15 protein-coding genes are annotated in these 18647 nt (G+C 60.4%); 10 read left to right on the top strand and 5 right to left on the bottom strand.

Features of this window, described 5'->3' with window-relative positions:
• Window positions 1–43: 43 nt before the first annotated feature.
• The 4 genes from BMZ66_RS11350 to uvrA all read right to left on the bottom strand — a co-directional run bounded on the left by BMZ66_RS11350 (window position 44) and on the right by uvrA (window position 5257).
• Window positions 44–430 (bottom strand): 7(1) septoil knot domain-containing protein, encoded by a 387-nt coding sequence (locus BMZ66_RS11350; RefSeq protein ID WP_234795065.1) that lies wholly within the window; start codon window positions 428–430, stop codon window positions 44–46.
• An 80-nt stretch (window positions 431–510) separates the two neighbouring features.
• Entirely contained in the window at window positions 511–1278 is a 768-nt protein-coding gene (gene tpiA / locus BMZ66_RS11345; RefSeq protein WP_092672639.1) for a triose-phosphate isomerase, read from the bottom strand.
• Window positions 1279–1378: 100 nt separating this feature from the next.
• Window positions 1379–2260, bottom strand: coding sequence for a TspO-related membrane protein (locus BMZ66_RS11340; RefSeq protein ID WP_092672636.1), 882 nt, complete (start codon window positions 2258–2260; stop codon window positions 1379–1381).
• A gap of 156 nt (window positions 2261–2416) precedes the next feature.
• The gene (uvrA, locus tag BMZ66_RS11335; protein ID WP_092672633.1) at window positions 2417–5257 is read right to left on the bottom strand and encodes an excinuclease ABC subunit UvrA; all 2841 of its coding nucleotides are present in this window, start codon (window positions 5255–5257) and stop codon (window positions 2417–2419) included.
• 150 nt (window positions 5258–5407) lie between these two features.
• On the opposite strand from uvrA, the gene BMZ66_RS11330 reads away from it, so the two are divergent.
• The 9 genes from BMZ66_RS11330 to BMZ66_RS11290 all read left to right on the top strand — a co-directional run bounded on the left by BMZ66_RS11330 (window position 5408) and on the right by BMZ66_RS11290 (window position 16474).
• Window positions 5408–6073 (top strand): hypothetical protein, encoded by a 666-nt coding sequence (locus tag BMZ66_RS11330; RefSeq protein ID WP_143080159.1) that lies wholly within the window; start codon window positions 5408–5410, stop codon window positions 6071–6073.
• 426 nt (window positions 6074–6499) lie between these two features.
• Window positions 6500–7900: an alpha/beta hydrolase family protein gene (locus tag BMZ66_RS11325; protein ID WP_092672627.1), complete on the top strand. Its 1401-nt coding sequence runs from the start codon at window positions 6500–6502 to the stop codon at window positions 7898–7900.
• A 176-nt stretch (window positions 7901–8076) separates the two neighbouring features.
• Complete coding sequence (locus BMZ66_RS11320; protein WP_177204692.1) at window positions 8077–9639, top strand: alpha/beta hydrolase family protein; 1563 nt, start codon at window positions 8077–8079, stop codon at window positions 9637–9639.
• Window positions 9640–9845: 206 nt separating this feature from the next.
• Window positions 9846–10907, top strand: coding sequence for a ComEA family DNA-binding protein (locus tag BMZ66_RS11315; RefSeq protein WP_092672621.1), 1062 nt, complete (start codon window positions 9846–9848; stop codon window positions 10905–10907).
• A 170-nt stretch (window positions 10908–11077) separates the two neighbouring features.
• Entirely contained in the window at window positions 11078–11719 is a 642-nt protein-coding gene (locus tag BMZ66_RS11310; RefSeq protein ID WP_092672618.1) for a (2Fe-2S)-binding protein, read from the top strand.
• Window positions 11720–11721: 2 nt separating this feature from the next.
• Window positions 11722–12705, top strand: coding sequence for an FAD binding domain-containing protein (locus BMZ66_RS11305; protein WP_092672615.1), 984 nt, complete (start codon window positions 11722–11724; stop codon window positions 12703–12705).
• Window positions 12706–12860: 155 nt separating this feature from the next.
• Complete coding sequence (locus tag BMZ66_RS11300; protein ID WP_092672612.1) at window positions 12861–15191, top strand: xanthine dehydrogenase family protein molybdopterin-binding subunit; 2331 nt, start codon at window positions 12861–12863, stop codon at window positions 15189–15191.
• Complete coding sequence (locus tag BMZ66_RS11295; protein WP_092672609.1) at window positions 15192–15836, top strand: nucleotidyltransferase family protein; 645 nt, start codon at window positions 15192–15194, stop codon at window positions 15834–15836.
• Window positions 15833–16474, top strand: coding sequence for an NUDIX hydrolase (locus tag BMZ66_RS11290; protein WP_092672606.1), 642 nt, complete (start codon window positions 15833–15835; stop codon window positions 16472–16474). Before BMZ66_RS11295 ends, BMZ66_RS11290 begins: the two co-directional genes overlap by 4 nt.
• A 183-nt stretch (window positions 16475–16657) precedes the next feature.
• Here BMZ66_RS11290 and BMZ66_RS11285 read toward each other — a convergent pair whose 3' ends face one another.
• Window positions 16658–17938 carry an MFS transporter gene (locus tag BMZ66_RS11285; protein ID WP_092672603.1) on the bottom strand — a complete coding sequence of 427 codons (1281 nt, stop codon included), beginning with the start codon at window positions 17936–17938 and terminating at the stop codon, window positions 16658–16660.
• A gap of 124 nt (window positions 17939–18062) precedes the next feature.
• On the opposite strand from BMZ66_RS11285, the gene BMZ66_RS11280 reads away from it, so the two are divergent.
• Complete coding sequence (locus tag BMZ66_RS11280; RefSeq protein ID WP_092672600.1) at window positions 18063–18467, top strand: hypothetical protein; 405 nt, start codon at window positions 18063–18065, stop codon at window positions 18465–18467.
• The last annotated feature ends 180 nt before the right edge of the window (window positions 18468–18647 follow it).

Genomic DNA, 18647 nt, shown 5'->3' with positions numbered 1-18647 from the left:
GACGTTCTATCTAATTGACCAGAGCGGCTTTTATATCAAACCCCTACTGCTTGCAGCCCGCAAACGACCGCACCTTGGTGTAGTGAATCGCAAAATCAGCCTTGCCGCGGTCAGGCGTTACGAACAACACGTAATCAGCAAAATCCCGGGCCGGAGCATCAGCCCACAGCCCGACTTTGTCTGCAAACAGCTTATTCGTTTCCTTAAATACGATGAGGTCCGCGAAGGCTTCCTCGGGCTCCACGTACACCGTGCCGAAGCAGTAGCTGCGCCGGCCGGGGTCGGTTTCGAGGTAAATGGAGCCGTATATTTTGCAGGGCTCCAGCGAAGCCGACGCCGTAGCGCGGGGCGCGGCTATGGGCGCATGGCCCGCCGGCGAAGCAACAGGCGTAATGGCCAGCAAGGCAGTAAGCAGGAAGGAGAAGAACATAGCGGAAGCAACAAATTTTAGCGCGGAACTACGCAGAATAAACCAGCCCGACCGCATTCAAGAACGGTGCCAGGCCAGCCTTAAAACGACTGAATAATGGTAGCGAAGTCCGCGGCTTTCAGCGCGGCGCCACCAATCAGTCCGCCGTCAACATCAGGCTGTGAAAAAAGCTCCCGCGCATTCTGCGCATTCGCCGAGCCGCCGTAGAGGATAGTGGTGTCGAGTGCCGCTTGGCCATCATAGGCGCGGGCAATGCGCTCGCGGATGAAGGCGTGCACTTCCTGCGCCTGCGCGCTGGTGGCAGTACGCCCCGTGCCGATGGCCCAGATGGGCTCGTAGGCTATAGTCACCTGAGCGAACTCCTCGTTGCTGAGGTGAAACAGGCCATCCGTCAGCTGCTTGCCGATATAGTCGAAGGTCTCGTCGGCCTCGCGGGTATCCAGCGACTCGCCCACGCAGAAAATAGGCTTCAGGCCAGCCGCCAGAGCAGCTTTCAGCTTCTGGCCCAGCAGCTCATCGTCTTCACGGAAGTACTGGCGACGCTCCGAGTGGCCCAGAATCACGTATTCGCAACCCACCGAAGCCAGCATTTTGGGCGATACTTCACCGGTGAAGGCGCCACTTTCTTTCTGGTGGCAGTTTTGGGCGCCCAGGTGAAATTTGCCGCCCTGTGGCAAGGCCTGACCTACGCCTTGCAGCAGCGGAAATGGCGGACAGATAACGATTTCGGGAGCGTTGGCGCCGGTGGCCGCGGCACTGGCCGCATTCACGATTTCACCTACCAGGGCGAGGCCCTCGGGGTAGGTCAGGTTCATTTTCCAATTGCCGGCAACGAGGTTTTTGCGCATAAGCTGAAGGTGCAGTAAGGGTGGGGTGATATGCCACAAAGCTAACAGCCCTCGTTTAGCCACCACTCAGAACCGGCCAACCAGCCGCCGGGGTCCTCCACTACTCCTCCAGGCGCATGGCCCGGGTGGCCGCAATTTCGGCTTCGGCTGCCGCCGCTGCTTCGTCGCGCAGTTGCCAGGGCTCTTTGCGGCCACCCCGCCGCGACAGCACTACACCCAGCACCACGGCCACCACGGCACCGGCCAGCGCCGCCCAGCCTAGCTCGGCCACTTCGCGCAAGCGCACCACCCAAATGGCCACCAGCGCCCACGCCACCACCAGCGGAAACACCATGTCGCGGAAAGCCCGGCTCATCATCAAAGCCAACGCCACAATGACAAACAGCAAGCCCAGCGTGAGGGTCACCGAAAGGTTCTCGGCGGTTTGCCAGCCCATTTCGCGCAAGCCGATGGTGATGTTTATAGCTGACGCCACCGAAATCCACCCCAAATAGAGCGAGAATGGCACGCCCACCCACGTCGGGGCGGCTGCCACGAAAATGCGCCGCCGGGCCCGGCCGTAAACCACTATCAGCGAAACCAGGATGAGCAGCATCACGCCCACGCTAGGGATTATCTGCTCGTAGGCAAACAGCACCACCCAGGCCGCCGTGGCCACGCTGGCCAGCGTAAGCGGCTTGGCCAGGGCATCGGGCAACGACAGGTTGCGGGCCACGGGCAGCAGCTGCCACACCGCGTACACCACCAAGCCCAAAAAAATCAGCCCCCAGATGCTAAACGCGTAGCCAGCCGGCGTGAGCAGCGTGGGGTACTTGGCCGAAACCTGCCCCATGGTTTGCCCGGCAAAGGGATGGGTATTCGAATAATAGTTGAGCGCGATGTTACCGAAAATGGCCAGCGCCGTCAGCCACCGCCACAGCCGGCCCGTGAACGAGCGGTTGGGTGCAGCGTAGTTGTCTGGAGGTGATGACGTTGCGGTCATGGTTGAGTTTTAAAAACAAAACCTACGTAGTGGCGAAGGGCTTTGGATTAGGAGAAAGAGTCCTGGTTCTCAGCAGGGAGGCCGCTGCCAACCCTCCCTCTTCAACCAACCTAACCGCCCTATGGTTAGCCGCAACCGTGGTTGCGGGTCACAACGTTACACCTTCTCCGCCAGAAAACGCGCGGTATGATTCGTATCCTTCAATTTTACCATCTCTTCGGGAGTGCCTTCAAAGAGTAAATGCCCGCCGTTGAGGCCGCCTTCGGGACCCAAATCAATCAGCCAATCGGCGCATTTGATGATGTCGACGTTGTGCTCAATGATGAGCACCGAGTTGCCCTGCTCTACCAGCGCATTCAAGGCCGTGAGCAGCTTGCTGATGTCGTGAAAGTGCAGGCCGGTGCTGGGCTCATCGAAGATGAAGAGGATTTTGTCCTGCTGCAGCGTGGCGCCCTTCGTGAGGAAGGAGGCCAGTTTCACGCGCTGGGCCTCGCCGCCCGAAAGCGTGTTAGCCGACTGCCCCAAGCGGATGTAGCCCAGGCCCACGTCTTCAAGTGGCTTGAGGCGCTCGGCTACTTTGGGCTGGCTTTTGAAGAATTGCACGGCGTCACTCACCGTCAATTCCAGCACTTCGTCGATACCCTTGTCCTGAAATTTAATTTCCAGAATGTCCTGCTTGAACTTGCGGCCGCCGCAGCCCTCGCAGGTCAGGTAGATGTCGGCCATGAACTGCATTTCGATTTTCACCTGGCCTTCGCCCGTGCACACCTCACAGCGACCGCCTTCGATGTTGAAGGAGAAGTGCGAAGGCTTCAGCCCACGCGCCTTGGCCAGCGGCTGCTCCGAAAACAGCGTCCGAATAGCGTCGTAGGCTTTCACGTAGGTCACCGGGTTGGAGCGCGACGACTTGCCAATAGGGTTCTGGTCCACAAACTCCACGTGCGACACCTGCCCGTTCACGCCGGTAAGGCGGTCGAACTTGCCGGTGCTCTCACCCGCACCACCGCCCAGCATTTTCATGAGAGCCGGCGCCAGGATGCGCTTGATAAGCGTGGACTTGCCCGAGCCGGAAACGCCCGTCACCACCGTCATCACGCCGAGCGGAATTTTCACGCTCACGTTTTTGAGATTGTTTTCGCGAGCGCCGGTCAGCTCCAGGGCGTTGCGCCAGGGGCGGCGCACCTTGGGCACGGCTACCTCCATGCGGCCGCTCAGGTACTGGCCAGTGTAGGTGCTGGTGTCCTGTAAAAGCTGCTCCATGGTGCCCTGAAACATCAGGTTGCCGCCGCCGCTGCCGGCTTCAGGGCCGATGTCGATAATCTGGTCGGCCGCTTCCATCATCTTCTCCTCGTGCTCTACCACCACCACGGTATTGCCGAGCTGCTGCAGAGAGCGTAGCACGCCGATGAGCTGCTCGGCGTCTTTGGGGTGCAGGCCGATGCTGGGCTCGTCGAGCACGTACATAGACCCCACCAGGGCCGAGCCCAACGAGGTAGCCAGGGAGATGCGCTGGCTTTCGCCGCCACTTAGCGTATTGCTCAGGCGGTTCAATGTCAGGTAGCCCAGGCCCACGCGGTTGAGGTAGCCGAGGCGGTTGGTGATTTCCGTCACGAGGCGCTCGGCCACTTTGGCGTCGTGCTCACTCAGGGTCATGTTCTCGAAGAAGGCCAGCGCGTCGGAGATGGGCAGCAGCACGATATCGGCGATGTTGCGGCCGTCGATGCGCACGTACTGGGCGTCTTTGCGCAGGCGGGTGCCGCGGCAATCGGGGCAGGTGGTGCGGCCCCGGTAGCGGCTCTGCAGCACGCGGTACTGGATTTTGTGGGTCTGTTCGCTCACCCACTTAAAGTACTTGTCGAGGCCGTCGAAGTGCTTGTTGCCGGTCCACAGCAGGCGCTGCTCGGCTTCGCTGAGCTCGTTGTAGGGGCGGTGAATGGGGAAGTCGAAGCGGATGCCGTTTTTCAGCAGCGGCTTCAGCCACTCGCCCTGCTTCTCGGTGCGCCACGGGGCAATGGCGCCCTCGTACACCGTGAGGCTTTTGTCTGGAATCACTAGGTCTTCATCAATGCCCAGCACCGAGCCGAAGCCCTCGCAGGTCTGGCAGGCGCCGTAGGGATTGTTGAAGGAGAAAAAGTTGACGCTGGGCTCCTCGAACACCAAGTCGTCCAGCTCAAACTTGTCGGAGAAGGTGCGGCTTTCGTCGTCGTTGAGACGCAGCACGCAGGTGCCGTGGCCTTCGAAAAAGGCGGTCTGCACGGAATCAGATAGGCGGAAGAGTAGGTCTTCGTCGTTGGGCCGCAGCACGGCGCGGTCCACCATGATGTACACGTCGCCTTTCACTTCAGGCTGCCCCTCCCCTATCAAGTCCTCAATCTGGGAAGTGACGCCGTCCACTACCACGCGGCTGTAGCCTTTTTGCAGCAGCAAGTCCAGTTCCTTGCTCATGGCCCGGGTGGGGTCGGCGCGGTGCAGCGGGGCCAGAATCATAGCCTTGGTGCCTTCGGGCTGGGCGGCCAGAAAATCGACCACGTCGGCCACATTGTCCTTGCGCACCTGCTCGCCGCTCACGGGCGAGAACGTACGGCCCACCCGCGCAAACAGCAGCTTGAGATAGTCGTAAATCTCGGTGCTGGTGCCCACCGTGGAGCGGTTGTTCTTGATGCTGACCTTCTGCTCGATGGCGATGGCCGGCGAGATGCCGCGGATGTAGTCCACGTCGGGCTTGTCCATGCGGCCCAGAAACTGGCGCGCGTAGCTGCTCAGGCTTTCCACGTACATGCGCTGGCCCTCAGCATACAGCGTATCAAACGCCAGGCTCGACTTGCCCGACCCACTTAGGCCCGTGACGACGATAAACTGGTTGCGCGGCAGGGCCACGCTGAGGTTTTTGAGGTTGTGAACCCGGGCATTCTTGATGAGGATGAATTCGCGCGGGTCGAGGTTGTCAATGGCGTTGTCGGCGGGGGCCGAAACTTGCAAAGCGTCTTTTTTGGGCATAAACGAACTAACAGCAGGAAGGGGGCGGAAGGTTTCGGCCCGGCGCAGCGGTTTGGTGCCACGAAGGTAAGGCCGCCCGCAAGGCTATGGGCGAAGCCTGCTGCCGGGCAAGTGCTTAACATTGTGGCATACTTCTTTTTGAATTTGCAGATGCCCCATTCCAGTCCCGTTGCTGCTATTTATCAGGTCTTGCAACAGGTGCAGGCCAACGCCGAAACCAATGTGGGCATTTTTCAGAAAAACGAAGCCGCCACCCGCGCCGCCCTCATCGACCCGGTGCTGCGGGCCGTGGGCTGGGACACGACCAACGTGCGCATGGTAGAGCCCGAAAAAACGCTGAGCAACGAGCTGCGAATTGATTACCTGCTGAACGACCCCGCCGGCAAGCCCTGGATTGTCGTCGAAGCCAAATGCCTGGGGAGCAGCCTGGACAAATACGGCTACGTGGGCAAGATTTTGGGCTACGCCATTTCGCTCAACGTCCACACCGTGTGCATCACCGATGGCCTCACCTGGCACATCCACTCGCATTTGCAGAACGGCAAGCCGGAGCCCATTGTGTTCACGCTGGCTAAAAACGACTTTTTATCAGCGGCCAATGAACTCATCCGCTGGCTCGATGCCGCGCGGTGCGGCCACGGCCTGCCGCCAGCTGCACAAGAAACTGCTGCTGCCCCCGCAATCGAAATCCCGCTTGCCAAACCTGTTTCCAAGCAATCAGCGAAGCCAAAGCATCTATTGCAGCCTGAAATGGCCTTCACCAACGTGGCTCAAGTGCATCAATTGAAACTGTTGCCGGGCCAGAAGCCCAAGTAGCTACGCCTTCCCAATGGCGCCATCAAGCCCATCACAACCTGGAAGGATATTCTGTTGGAAATGTGCCGTTTGGTATTGGACACTAATTCTCAGTTGTCTATTCCCTATCCCGTAAGGCCGGCAAAAAACGCTACCTGTTTTCGAATGAGAAACCAGATGTTGGCTCAAGTACAGTGGCTAACTACAAAGGCAAGAGCCTTTTTATATATACCCACTACAGCGCGGCTGATTGCATTGCCAATGCTTTACATGTGGCGAACCAGCTTCCTTCAACTCAAAGAACCCACGAGTTAGCAGTCAGTTTTTGAGGGGTAATGAAGCAATAACAGCCTGTTGGTGAATCAGCTAAAATTTATTTTCTGAATAATTAGAAACTTGTCTAATTATCTTCGTAGCATTGCATCGTCATCCACCGCTCCCCTTTCTATGTCGATGCTTACCCGCCTCCTCCTCGCTACGGCTACTGCTGCTCTCATTACCCTCGGAGCTCACGCCCAAACCGCCCGCCCCAGCCTCACGGGCAACTGGAGCGGCACAGTGGCGGGTACCGAATTCGTTCTTCACCTCACCGACCCGGCCACTGGGGCCCGCACCGCCACGCTCGATATTCCGGAGCAGAGCGCGAAAGGCATCCCCCTGCAGTTCACCGCCCCCGGCGACAGCGTGTACCTGCGCCTGACTCAGCCCGCCGCGCAGTTTGCCGGCCTGCGCTCGCCCGATGGCCAGAGCCTAGTGGGCGTGTGGCAGCAGGGCATGCGCGAGTTTGCTTTCACCATCACCCGCGAAGGCGCCGCCGCAAAACCCGCCGGCCCGCGCCGCCCCCAAACGCCGCAGCCGCCCTTCCCCTACCAGTCGGCCGACATCACCTTTAAAAACGAAAAAGCCGGTATAACCTTGGCAGGCACCTACACCGTGCCCGCCGACAAAGGTCCGTTTCCGGCCGTGGTGCTGCTCACCGGCTCGGGCCCAGAAGACCGCAACTCCACCATTTTCGGGCACCAGCTTTTTGCCGTGCTCGCCGACCACCTCACCCGCCAGGGCATTGCCGTGCTGCGCTTCGACGACCGCGGCGTGGGCCAATCGGGCGGCACCCAAAAAGGCATGACCAGCGCCGACTACACCACCGATGCCCAGGCGGCTTTGGCCTGGCTGCGGGCCCAGCCCGGCATCGTAAAGAATAAAGTGGGCCTCCTAGGCCACAGCCAGGGCGGTACCGCCGCTACCGGCGCTGCCGTTCTGCCCCAAGGCCCAGACTTTCTGGTGCTGCTGGCCTCCCCCAGCCTGCCCGGCGATGAGATGATAGTGCAGCAGTCGCTGGCTCTCACCCGCCTGCAAACCACCGATGCCACCATGCTGACGACGGTTGAAAAGCAGCAACGGACCATGACGCAAATCCTCCAGAAAACGGCTGACGACGCCCAGGCCCGCGCCCAGCTTTCGGCCTTGTACAACCCCACTAACTCTACCAACGCCCAGCTGCTGGCTCAGCTTGAGCCCCAGTTCGCAGCCATGGTTTCGCCAACCTACCGCGACCTGCTGGCCGACCGCCCAGCCCAAACCCTGGCTAAGGTGCGCTGCCCGGTGCTGGCCCTGGGCGGCAGCAAAGACGTACAGGTGCCCGCCAAAGAAAATCTGGCCGCCACAGTCGCCGGTCTAAAAGCCGCAAACAACCGCGACGTTACCATCAAGGAGATGCCCGGCCTCAACCACTTGTTCCAGACTGCCACCACCGGCGGGCCAGCCGAGTACGGCACTATCGAAGAAACTTTTGCGCCGGCTGCGCTTCAGGCTATCAGCAGCTGGATAGTCCAACGCACTAAGAAATAAGCAGCGTTACCGTCTTGCTTATTCGCAGAAGATAGCCGGCATTTTGTGTCGGCTATTTGCATTTTCAGCGGGTATTCAAATCCTATAACCTCTTGTCAATGGTTTACGTTTGTTGTACTTTTCAACTCGTATTCGCCTCTGATTGCCTTAAGGGCTTTTCTGAATTGCATAATTCTATGATAAAATATCTACCCTTCATTTTTGCTTCTTTGGCGCTGTCTACCGCGCTGCTGGCACAATTACCCGCTGGCGCGCAAACACGTCGCCCGACATATACCCCTTCTAAAACTTCTCAAACCCGCACTTCGGCAAAGCCAGTGGGCGCATCCCAGCCAGGCGTCGTTAAGCCGTTTGGGCCGCTCAATGGCCAATGGAAAGGCCCGCTAAAGATGCTCGGGGGCAAAATCACCGTCATCATTACCATGGTGCCGCTTACCAACGGCACCTACTACGCCGCTCTCGACGCCCCGCAGCAGCGCATCAGCCGCATGCCAGTGGCTGTGGAGATAAAAGGCAACGACATAAAACTCGACATAGAGCAAGCCGGCAGCCACTTTGTAGGCAAGGTGCTGGATGGCGGCGCCATGCTCCGGGGTACCTGGACGCAGCCCGGCCTCAAGGAGCCCATGGTGTTGCTGCGGGCCGCCGCCGGGCAGCCGGCTGCCACGGCCGCTACGCCGTTTCGCCCCGCGCCGCCCTACCGCGTTACCGAGGTAAGCTTCCAGAACCCGGCGTCCAAGCAGCATTTGGGGGGAACCCTTACGGTGCCCGCGGGCGAGGGGCCTTTCCCCGCCGTAGCGTTGCTCTCCGACGTGGGCCCGCAGGGGCGGGAAATGGAAGTGGCCGGCTACCGTATGTTTGGCCAGCTGGCCGACTACCTCACCCGCCACGGCATTGCCGTGCTCCGGTTCGATGACCGCGGCGTGGGTCAGTCCAACGGCACCTACGCCAGTGCCACCACCGCCGACCTGGTGACCGATGCACAGGCCGCGCTAGCTTTTCTGCGGCAGCGCCCCCTCATTGCTCCGCAGCGAGTGGGCCTGCTTGGGCACGGCGAAGGCGGAAACGTGGCGCTGCTGGCGGCCATTGCACCCCAACATGTACCGAATTTTGTGATATCACTCGCCGCTTACGGCCAGCCGGGCTTCGACGTGCTGCTGCGCCAGCAAGGCGAAATCATGCGCTTAATTGGGTCAGACGCAGCCGAGATAAAAGCAGCGCAGGATTCCTACCAGCGCTTGGTTAGCATTGTACGCCAAACGCCCAATAACGACCTGGCTCAGGCCAAGCTGGCTACCGTGCTCAACAGCACTCACTCTGGCATCACCACTTCCATGGCCCACGCCCGGGCCGTGCAGCTCACTTCGCCCTGGTCACGCTACTTCTTCGATTTCAACCCCCTGACCAACTTAAACAAAGTAGCCTGCCCGGTGCTGCTGCTCAACGGTACCGCCGACTTACAGGTGTCGGCCAAGCGCAACATGACGCCGCTGCGCCGCGGGCTGCATTCCGTTACGGCTTATCGCCTCGATGGTGTCAACCACTTGTTCCAGCCCGCCCCGGCGCAGTGGCCGCTGGTTAATGGGGTACAGCAACCTGCCTTCTCGCCCGAGGCACTGAAAAAAATCAACGATTGGGTGAATACCAAAGCCGGAAAGGCTGCTGCGACGCCGAATGCCACGCAGCCCGCGACAGCGCCAAAAGTAGCCAAAGTGTCAAGCTTGTTTCATCGGAGTTAAGAGGCGCTTCGGTGACTTCGCGAGCCGGCCAGCTGGGTGCGCAACCTGGCTGGCCGGCCGCTACAAGCAGCCAGTAAGGCTTTCGCTAACGCCGGGCTCCGCTTTTTGAGCTATACTTGCCCTCTGTGGTGGTTGCGCGAAATTTCCGCGGCCACTGCTTTCCCTTCTCCCTCTCTTTTTCCAGCCCCGCGCTGGACCTACCGACCATGGCTGCTACGCCACCTCCACCACGGCCGCGCTGGTCGTGGGAAAACTCCGGCCCCATGCGCTGGATACGGCGCTACATGGGCTACTCGCGGGGCGAAGCCAGGGGCATGGTGGGGCTGTTGGTGCTAATGCTGGCGGCCATTGTAGCGCCCATTTTGCTGCGCCCGGCCGCGCCGGTTTATTTGCCTGAATCCGACCAGAAAGGCCTCGACCAGTTGGCCGCTCAGCTCAAAGAGCACCGCACGGCCGAACAGGGCTACGCCACCCGCTACCCAAAGCGGAACTACGAGCGCGCTGGCGGCTCCCGTTACCCCCAAGTGGCCCAGGTAGCTCTTACTCCTTTTGACCCCAACTCGCTGACCGCCGAGGGCTGGGAAGCCCGCGGCGTACCCCGCTTCGTAGCCGCGCGCATCGTGAAATACCGGGAAGCGGCCGGCGGCTTCAAAGCCAAAGCGCAGGTGAAGAAAATGTACGGCCTGGAAGACCCCGTCTATCAGCGACTAGCCCCTTTCATGCAACTGCCCGACGAAGCGCCCAAGCGCGCCGAACGGCCGGAGTACGCCGCGAACAAACCGGGCCCCGACGGCAAATTTCCGCCCTTTACCTCTGCTGCTGACACGCCCGGCAAGTTCCCCAGCAAGCCGCGCAACCTGCAGCCCTTCGACCTCAACACCGCCGACACCACGCAGCTGATGCAGATTCGCGGCATTGGTTCGGGCCGGGCCAAGTGGGTGGTGCGCTACCGCAATCAGCTCGGCGGCTACCTGCGCGAAGACCAGCTCGACGAGGTGTTTGTGCTGCGCGATGCGCCCGACCTGCGCGACAGCCTCAAGAAATACACCTTCGTGGCTCCCGGTTTTGCGCCCAAGGTGGTGAACGTGAACACGGCTACTTTCGACGAGCTCTACTTGCACCCCTACATCGGCAAGCCGCGGGCCCGCCTCATTGTGGCCTACCGCCAGCAGCACGGGCCCTACAAACAAGTAGAGGACCTGAAGCAGATTCCGATTTTGAAAACTGAGGATTGGGAGAAGATGCGGCCATACGTGCGCTGCGACTAAATCGGAGCAGCTGAGCCCTAACCACGTACAACATTAAGTTCATCGGCAACTTAACGGGGTAGCAGAACCGTAGGAAGATGTTAACTTAAGGGAAAGCAAGCCAGGGCGTGAGGCAAATTAACCATTGCCCACCGCCCCCGGTTAGCTACCTACCCCAGACTTCCCCTGCCATGACTGACAACTCCACGCCCGATTCGGCTGCCCAGCCCGACGGCCCGATTCCCAACGACGGCCGCCGCTCGTTTATCAAGCAAGCCACCGGCTTTCTAGGGCTGGCCCTGGCACCGCCGCTCATCGGCCAGGCCGAGCGACTGACGGCCCTCTCCAAAAAGGTGGAGGGCGTGACGGAGATGCGGCTTAAGATTAATGGCACCGTGCGCACCATCAGTGCTGAGCCGCGGGTGAGCTTGCTCGATGCGCTGCGCGAAAACCTGGACCTCACTGGCACCAAAAAAGGCTGCGACCATGGCCAATGCGGCGCCTGCACTGTGCTAGTCGACGGCCGCCGCATCAACAGCTGCCTCACGCTGGCTGTAATGAACCAAAGCAAAGAAATCACCACCGTGGAGGGCCTGGCCAAAGGCGAGGAGCTGCACCCGCTGCAAGCCGCCTTCATTGAACACGACGGCTTCCAGTGCGGCTACTGCACCCCCGGCCAGCTCATGTCGGGTGTGGCCTGCATCAAAGAAGGCCACGCCAAAACTGACGGCGACGTGCGCGAATGGATGAGCGGCAACCTCTGCCGCTGCGGCGCCTATCCCAACATCGTGGCAGCCATTCGGCAGGTCGAACAAAGCGGTTTCAAGTCTTAGCCATGAACAACTTCTCCTACCTCCAGGCCACGCAGCCCAAGGAAGCCACCGGCGCCATCCGCGACAACAAGCAGGCGGCATTCATCGCCGGCGGCACCACCCTGCTCGACCTGATGAAGCTGAACGTGGAAAACCACGACCAGCTGGTCGACATCAACCTGCTCGCCTTCAAAGGCATCGAACAGACCAGCGACGGCCTACGCATCGGCGCCCTGGAGCGCATGAGCGACGTGGGCGAAAACCCGCTGGTGATGCAGCAGTACCCGGTTATTTCGCAGTCGCTGCTGCAGGCGGCCTCGCCGCAGCTACGCAACATGGCCAGCATCGGTGGCAACCTGCTGCAGCGCACCCGCTGCGGCTACTTCCGCGACACGGCCTTTCCGTGCAACAAGCGCCAACCCGGCTCCGGTTGCCCTGCCCAGGACGGCGAAAACCGCGGCCTGGCAATTCTGGGCGGCAGTAATGCCTGTATCGCCACCCACCCCGGCGACCTCGCCATTGCCCTAGTGGCACTGGATGCCGTGCTGCTCCTCGAAAACGCCAAAGGCAAGCAGCGCCGCGTGCCCCTGGTCGACTTCCACCTGATGCCGGGCAACACGCCCCAAAAGGAAACCGTGCTGGAGCCCGGCGAGCTGATTGTCTCCATCACGGTTCCCACAGCGGCCCACACCCGCAAATCGATGTACCTGAAGGTGCGCGAACGGACCTCTTACGCCTACGCGCTAGCCTCCGCGGCCGTCGGGCTCGATGTGCAGGGCGGCCAGATTCGCTCGGCCCGTGTGGCGCTGGGCGGCGTGGGAACCAAGCCCTGGCGCTCCCGCGAAGCCGAAAAAGTGCTGACCGGCGCCCCCGCCACGGAAGCTACTTTCCGGGCCGCCGCCGCCGCCGCGCTCCGCGAAGCCCAGCCTCGAGAGCACAACCGTTTTAAAGTAGAGCTCGCCCAAAACACCTTGGTCCGCGCCCTTACAGAGTTGACGGCAGCTTAAGGCTTAATGCCTAAATAACCGGTCATGCAGAGCGCAGCGAAGCATCTCGCTTGCGGCAATGGCGCTTCATTGGTTGATTTTACTTGAGCACGCGAGATGCTTCGCTGCGCTCTGCATGACAACTTATACAGTCGTTCTAATCGTCAAAATTGGCTATGGAAACCGAACCCTCCTTTTTCGAAACCTCCCCTACCCCCAACGTGGTCGGCAAGCCGCTGAACCGCGTCGACGGGCGCGACAAGGTGATGGGCCGGGCCAAATATTCGGCCGAGTACCCCATTCCCGGCCTCACCTATGGCGTGCTCAAAACCAGCGACATCGCCAAGGGCAAAATTCAGAATATCGACACCAGTGCTGCCGCCAAACAGCCCGGCGTGCTGGCCATTTTCACCCACCTCAACATTCCGAAGCTGGCCGTGACTCCCAACGACGCCGACGGCAAAAAAGCCATCGGTGCGCCCATGGGCTTCATGCCGCTCACGTCGGATGTCATTCACTACGCCGGTCAGCCCGTGGCCGTGGTGGTAGCCGACACTTTCGAGCGCGCCACCCACGCTGCCGAACTGGTGCGCGTCACCTACCTCACCGAGCAGCCCATTGCGGCCTACACCGACCCCAAGGCGAAAATCTTCGACCCGCAAAAGATTCAGGACGGTAAAACAGATGGCAAAACTCGCCGCGGCGACGCCCGCGCCGCCCTGACCAGCGCCCCCGTGCAGATGACGGCCGTGTACACCCACGCCATCAACCACCACAACCCCATGGAGCCCGGCGCCACCACGGCCGTGTGGGAAGCGCCCGACCGCCTCACGGTGTACGAGTCGACCCAGGGCGTGACCCGAACGCAAAAAGCCCTGTCCACGATGCTGGGCCTGCCTAATGAGCAGGTGCGCGTTATAACGAAGTACATCGGCGGCGGCTTCGGTTGCAAAGGCTCCTGCTGGCCCCACAGCGTGCTCACGGTGCTGGCGGCCAAGGGCGTAGGCCGGCCAGTAAAGCTCTCACTTACCCGCAAGCAGCAGTTCACGGGCATGGGCCACCGCGAAGACCAGACCCAAACCCTCACCCTGGGCGCCACCAAAGAAGGCAAGCTCACGGCTCTCATCCATGAGAAAACCTCCACCACCTCGCCCTGGGACAATTACGCCGAGTCAAACAGCAAAATCATCAACATGCTCTACGACTGCCCCAACTTCGAAGCCAGCTACCAGCTGGCCCGGGGCAACGTAATGACCTCCACCTTCACCCGCGCCCCCGGCGAAGCGCCCGGTTCCTTCGCTCTGGAAAGCTTGATGGACGATTTGGCCTACAAGCTGAACATCGACCCCATCCAGATTCGCCTGCTGAACCATGCCGATAAAGACCCTACCAACGGGCACCCGTGGTCGAGCAAGTCGCTCAAAGAATGCTACGCCCGCGGCGCCGAACTCTTCGGCTGGAGCAAGCGCAACCCCAAGGCTGGCGTCACCCGCAACGGCCGCCTGCTAGTGGGCATGGGCATGGCCACCGCCTCCTACCCCGTGCACAACTCCCAGGGCAACGCCCGCGTGCGCCTCTACGCCGACGGCCACGCCGTGGTACAAAGCGGCGCCACCGACCTCGGCACCGGTACCTACACCGTAATGACGCAGGTAGCCGCCGATTCACTGGGCCTGCCACCCGAAAAAATCCGGTTTGAGCTCGGCGACACTAAGCTGCCCACCGCGCCTAACTCGGGTGGCTCGGTAGCGGCCGGCACCGTGTCGTCGTCGGTTTACATGGCGGCGCAGGACGTGTGGCAGCGCCTCACCAAACTGGCCATCAAAGACAAAAAATCCCCTCTTTTTGGGGCAAAAGCCGAAGATGTTATTGTAGACAAAGGCCGCCTGCAGCTCAAGAAAAACAAAGCTAAAGGCGAAGACTTCATGGCTCTGATGAAGCGTTCAGAGCTCACTGACATCGAGGGCACCGGCAATGGCAAGTACGGCGCCGGCTACGAAACCGGCCAAACCGCCAGCCCCGCCAGCTCGGGCAACGTGGAGCAGGCCGGCCAACATTCCATGCACTCCTTCGGTGCCCACTTCTGCGAGGTGCAGGTCGACCCCGACTTGGGCACTGTGCGGGTCACCCGCTGGGTGAGCGTGCACGGCGCCGGCCGCATTCTCAACGCCAAAACGGCCCGCAGCCAGATTATTGGCGGCTCCATTTTCGGCATCGGCGCGGCGCTAATGGAAGCCACCCACCGCGACCACAACTACGCCCGCTACGTCAACGCCGACCTCGCCGACTACCACATTCCCGTCAATGCCGACATCCCGGAAATGACCGTGGAGTTCATCGATGAGCGTGACCCCCACATCAACGCCATGGGCGTGAAAGGCATCGGCGAGATTTCCATGGTGGGCGTTTCGGCGGCGGTGGCCAATGCCATTTTTCACGCCACCGGCAAGCGCGTGCGCGACCTGCCCATTACGCCCGATAAAATCTTGGGCACCAAAGCTGTTTAGATGCCTCCGCAGTTAATCGATTCAACCTCCACCGCTCCGGCTCAACCTGGTTCGGTGGCGTTGGTGTTGCTAGCGGCTGGTGCCTCCTCCCGCATGGGTCAGCCCAAACAGTTGCTTGCCTACCGCGGCCACACGTTGCTCCGCCACGCCGCCGAGACAGCCGCGGCCACGGGCTGCGCGCCGCTGGTGCTAGTGACGGGAGCAGTCCACGAACCCTTAGCCGCTGAAGTAGCAGATTTGTCCTTCCAAGTTATTTACAATCCCGAATGGCAGACCGGCATGGCATCCTCCATCCAAGCCGGCTTGGCTGCCGTGGCCAATTTCAAACCCCGCGCCTGCCTCATCATGCTCAGCGACCAGCCGCTCGTGACACCTGAGTTACTAAGGCAGTTGATATCCCAACAGCAGCAAACTCAGGCGCCCGTAATAGCAGCAGCCTATGGGGAAACCTTGGGCGTACCAGCTATTTTTGACCGCACCCAGTTTTCAGCTCTGAGCCAACTGCAGGGTGCCCAGGGCGCCAACCGTCTCATTGCCGCCTTGGGCACAGCTGTTGGCCGCGTGGCTTTCCCGGCGGGCTTACTGGATGTCGATACCCCTGAAGAATACGCCGCACTGCTGACCCGGCCTCAATCAAACGCATGAACAACGCCCCTACCGACTGGCTTCTCATTGCTCAACGCTTACAGGCTCTCGCTCAAACAGGCTTGGCTTACGAACCCAATCCCTACGACCAGGAACGTTACCAGGAAATTCACGACCTCAGCCTGCAAATGATGGGCATGCTCACCGGCGAGCCGGTGGGGCAACTCAACACGCTGTTTGCTGGTGAAACCAATTACCCCACGCCAAAAGTAGACGTCAGGGCTGTCCTGTTCCGCGACACCGACGAAATCCTAATGGTGCAGGAGAAGATGGACGGCAACCGGTGGACGCTCCCCGGCGGCTGGGCCGACATCGGCTACACGCCTTTCGAGGTAGCCGTGAAAGAAGCCCGGGAAGAAACCGGCCTCGAAACGGAGGCCGTGCGTCTACTGGCATTGCTCGACAAGAAGTGCCACGCCCATCCACCCCAGCCGTGGTACATCTACAAAGCCTTCGTTTTGTGCCGGGAAGTGGGCGGCAGCTTGCAGGCTGATACCTCCGAGACGACGGAAGCCCGCTGGGTGCACCGCTCCGAGCTGGCTTCACTCGAACTGTCCACCGACCGCAACACCTTGGCGCAATTACAGGCCATGATGGAGTTTGCGATAAATCCAGACTTGCCTACGCTCTGCGACTAAACAACTGGTGGCCTGGGATATGACATGTTGTGTTGTCCAATTAACGGTCATGCAGAGCGCAGCGAAGCATCTCGCTTGTGGTAGTAACTCAATCGATTGGATTACTGCTGCACGCGAGATGCTTCGCTGCGCTCTGCATGACCACCTTTTTTTGCTCACTATTCTCAAAATCAAGTTGGGCGCCTACTTATTGCCCATCTCCAGTCGGCGCAGTTTATCAGCCTTCCAGGTTGTCACGGCCACTACCAAAAGCGTCATCACCCCGCCGAACACAACCGACGGCACCGTTCCCATAATCCTCGCCGCCAGGCCGCTCTCAAACGCGCCAATCTCATTGCTGGAACCAATGAAAATGTTGTTCACTGCCGAAACCCGGCCTTTCATGTACTCCGGGGTGAACGTGTGAATCAGGGTTGAGCGCACGATAACTGACACAGAATCGAACGCCCCTGTCAGAAACAGCAGCCCCAGCGACAGCACGAAGTTCTTAGACAGCGCAAACCCAATGGTAGCCGCGCCAAACCCGGCCACGGCCCACAGCAGCTTGCGGCCCGCATGCTTCCGCAGAGGGAAATAAGTCAGCACCACCGCCATCAGCACCGAGCCAACAGCCGGAGCCGCCTCCAAATGCCCAAACCCGGTGGGCCCCACCTTCAGAATATCCGACGCAAACACGGGCAGCAGGGCTATTGCACCCCCAAATAGCACCGCGAACATATCCAGCGACAGCGCCGCCAGCACCAGCTGATTGCTGAAAATAAACCGCAGGCCGCTCAGCACGCTGTCTTTCAAATTGAGCCGCTCGCCTTCCATGGGCGGCAATGGCCGGCCCGCAATCCGCAGGAACTGAAACAGCGCAAACGCCAGTAGGACCGTTGTAACAACGTACGAATCGGCCACGCCCAAGTGCGCAATCAGGTACCCGCCAATGGCTGGCCCCAGCACCGATGCTGCTTGGTAGGTAGTGCTGTTCCAGGTAATGGCATTCGACAAAAAGGCCCGGTCGGGCAGCAGCTGCGGCATAAACGAGAACAGCGCTGGGCCCATGAACCCGCGCGCAATGCCACTCACAAAAATTACCCCGTACAGCGGCAGCGTGTACAGCGAGTCCTTCGCCAAAAACCCAATGCCGTAGGGACTGGCAAACGCAGCCAGCGCCACCGCGCACAGAAAAAGCACCGCCATGGCCGCCACCACAATGTTTTTGCGTCGCACAGAATCGGCCACGTAGCCCGCATACAGCGACACCACAATGCTGGGAATGGCCTCCGCGAGCCCAATCAGGCCCAGCGCCAGGGGGTTATTGGTTAGCTTGAAAATTTGCCAGCTCACCACCAGGCCCTGCACCCGCGTGGCCACCGTGAGGAGGGTTTTAGCCGAAACCAAGCGGCGAAAATCGGGCAGGCGAAGGGCGGCGTACGGGTCGTGGGCAGCCGGAGCACCGCCAGGGTCAGAAGGAAGCATGCAACACAAAAAAAGCCTGTACGGCCAAGGAGCGCAAAGGTAGCGCGGCGCCTCCAAGTCATTTGGGGAGTGCAGGCCTTTCGACTACATTGCAGATACATCGCCACGCCATTCGCTCCGCCTTATGCCAAACTACGGCCTGGAAATAACGCCCCGTCCGGATTTGCCGGCCATTGTCGCCCGCTGGCAGCGCGAAATCAGTGCGCAGGAGCTCAAGTCCGGCTACTTCGCCGTCCTCGACGCGGCCGATGAGCACCACTGCTGGCGGTGGCTGCTCGACCTGCGCCGCCGCGAAGAGCTGGCCACGCCCGAACTCGACTCCTGGCTCGAAACCGACTTCTTCACCCAGCTGCCCAATCGCTTCGCGGCGCCGGTCCGCATTGCCTTTCTGGTATCGCCGCTACGGGCGTTGCAAGCCCAATCAGCTAGCTCCGTGGCTACCATTAGCAGCAACCAGCGCCCCAGCCAAGGCTACTACACCGCCCTGTTTACCGACGAGGCCGCGGCTTACCACTGGCTGGCTCAATAGCCTACCAACTCGAAAGATTATACAGCCCACAGAAATTTTTTTCTGAATATAGTATTGTTCTGATGAAGCAAAAAGGCTTTATCAGCTGGTTTGACGAAGGTTGCACTAAATCAGCGAAAAGATTCCGGCTTTTTTATTCACGGTGCTATTGCAGGAGTGCACTGCATTTCTCTACATTTG

It is taken from the genome of Hymenobacter arizonensis (assembly GCF_900115775.1).
GTDB classification, from domain to species: domain Bacteria; phylum Bacteroidota; class Bacteroidia; order Cytophagales; family Hymenobacteraceae; genus Hymenobacter; species Hymenobacter arizonensis.
Note: the sequence above shows the minus strand (reverse complement) of the source record. Positions and strands in the feature narration are given on the sequence as shown.

What these genes read in the sequence shown, in the direction of transcription:
- BMZ66_RS11350 (WP_234795065.1), bottom strand. Translation starts at nt 430, where the DNA reads ATGTTCTTCTCCTTCCTGCTTACTGCCTTGCTGGCCATTACGCCTGTT.
- tpiA (WP_092672639.1), bottom strand. Translation starts at nt 1,278, where the DNA reads ATGCGCAAAAACCTCGTTGCCGGCAATTGGAAAATGAACCTGACCTAC.
- BMZ66_RS11340 (WP_092672636.1), bottom strand. Translation starts at nt 2,260, where the DNA reads ATGACCGCAACGTCATCACCTCCAGACAACTACGCTGCACCCAACCGC.
- uvrA (WP_092672633.1), bottom strand. Translation starts at nt 5,257, where the DNA reads ATGCCCAAAAAAGACGCTTTGCAAGTTTCGGCCCCCGCCGACAACGCC.
- BMZ66_RS11330 (WP_143080159.1), top strand. Translation starts at nt 5,408, where the DNA reads ATGCCCCATTCCAGTCCCGTTGCTGCTATTTATCAGGTCTTGCAACAG.
- BMZ66_RS11325 (WP_092672627.1), top strand. Translation starts at nt 6,500, where the DNA reads ATGTCGATGCTTACCCGCCTCCTCCTCGCTACGGCTACTGCTGCTCTC.
- BMZ66_RS11320 (WP_177204692.1), top strand. Translation starts at nt 8,077, where the DNA reads ATGATAAAATATCTACCCTTCATTTTTGCTTCTTTGGCGCTGTCTACC.
- BMZ66_RS11315 (WP_092672621.1), top strand. Translation starts at nt 9,846, where the DNA reads ATGGCTGCTACGCCACCTCCACCACGGCCGCGCTGGTCGTGGGAAAAC.
- BMZ66_RS11310 (WP_092672618.1), top strand. Translation starts at nt 11,078, where the DNA reads ATGACTGACAACTCCACGCCCGATTCGGCTGCCCAGCCCGACGGCCCG.
- BMZ66_RS11305 (WP_092672615.1), top strand. Translation starts at nt 11,722, where the DNA reads ATGAACAACTTCTCCTACCTCCAGGCCACGCAGCCCAAGGAAGCCACC.
- BMZ66_RS11300 (WP_092672612.1), top strand. Translation starts at nt 12,861, where the DNA reads ATGGAAACCGAACCCTCCTTTTTCGAAACCTCCCCTACCCCCAACGTG.
- BMZ66_RS11295 (WP_092672609.1), top strand. Translation starts at nt 15,192, where the DNA reads ATGCCTCCGCAGTTAATCGATTCAACCTCCACCGCTCCGGCTCAACCT.
- BMZ66_RS11290 (WP_092672606.1), top strand. Translation starts at nt 15,833, where the DNA reads ATGAACAACGCCCCTACCGACTGGCTTCTCATTGCTCAACGCTTACAG.
- BMZ66_RS11285 (WP_092672603.1), bottom strand. Translation starts at nt 17,938, where the DNA reads ATGCTTCCTTCTGACCCTGGCGGTGCTCCGGCTGCCCACGACCCGTAC.
- BMZ66_RS11280 (WP_092672600.1), top strand. Translation starts at nt 18,063, where the DNA reads ATGCCAAACTACGGCCTGGAAATAACGCCCCGTCCGGATTTGCCGGCC.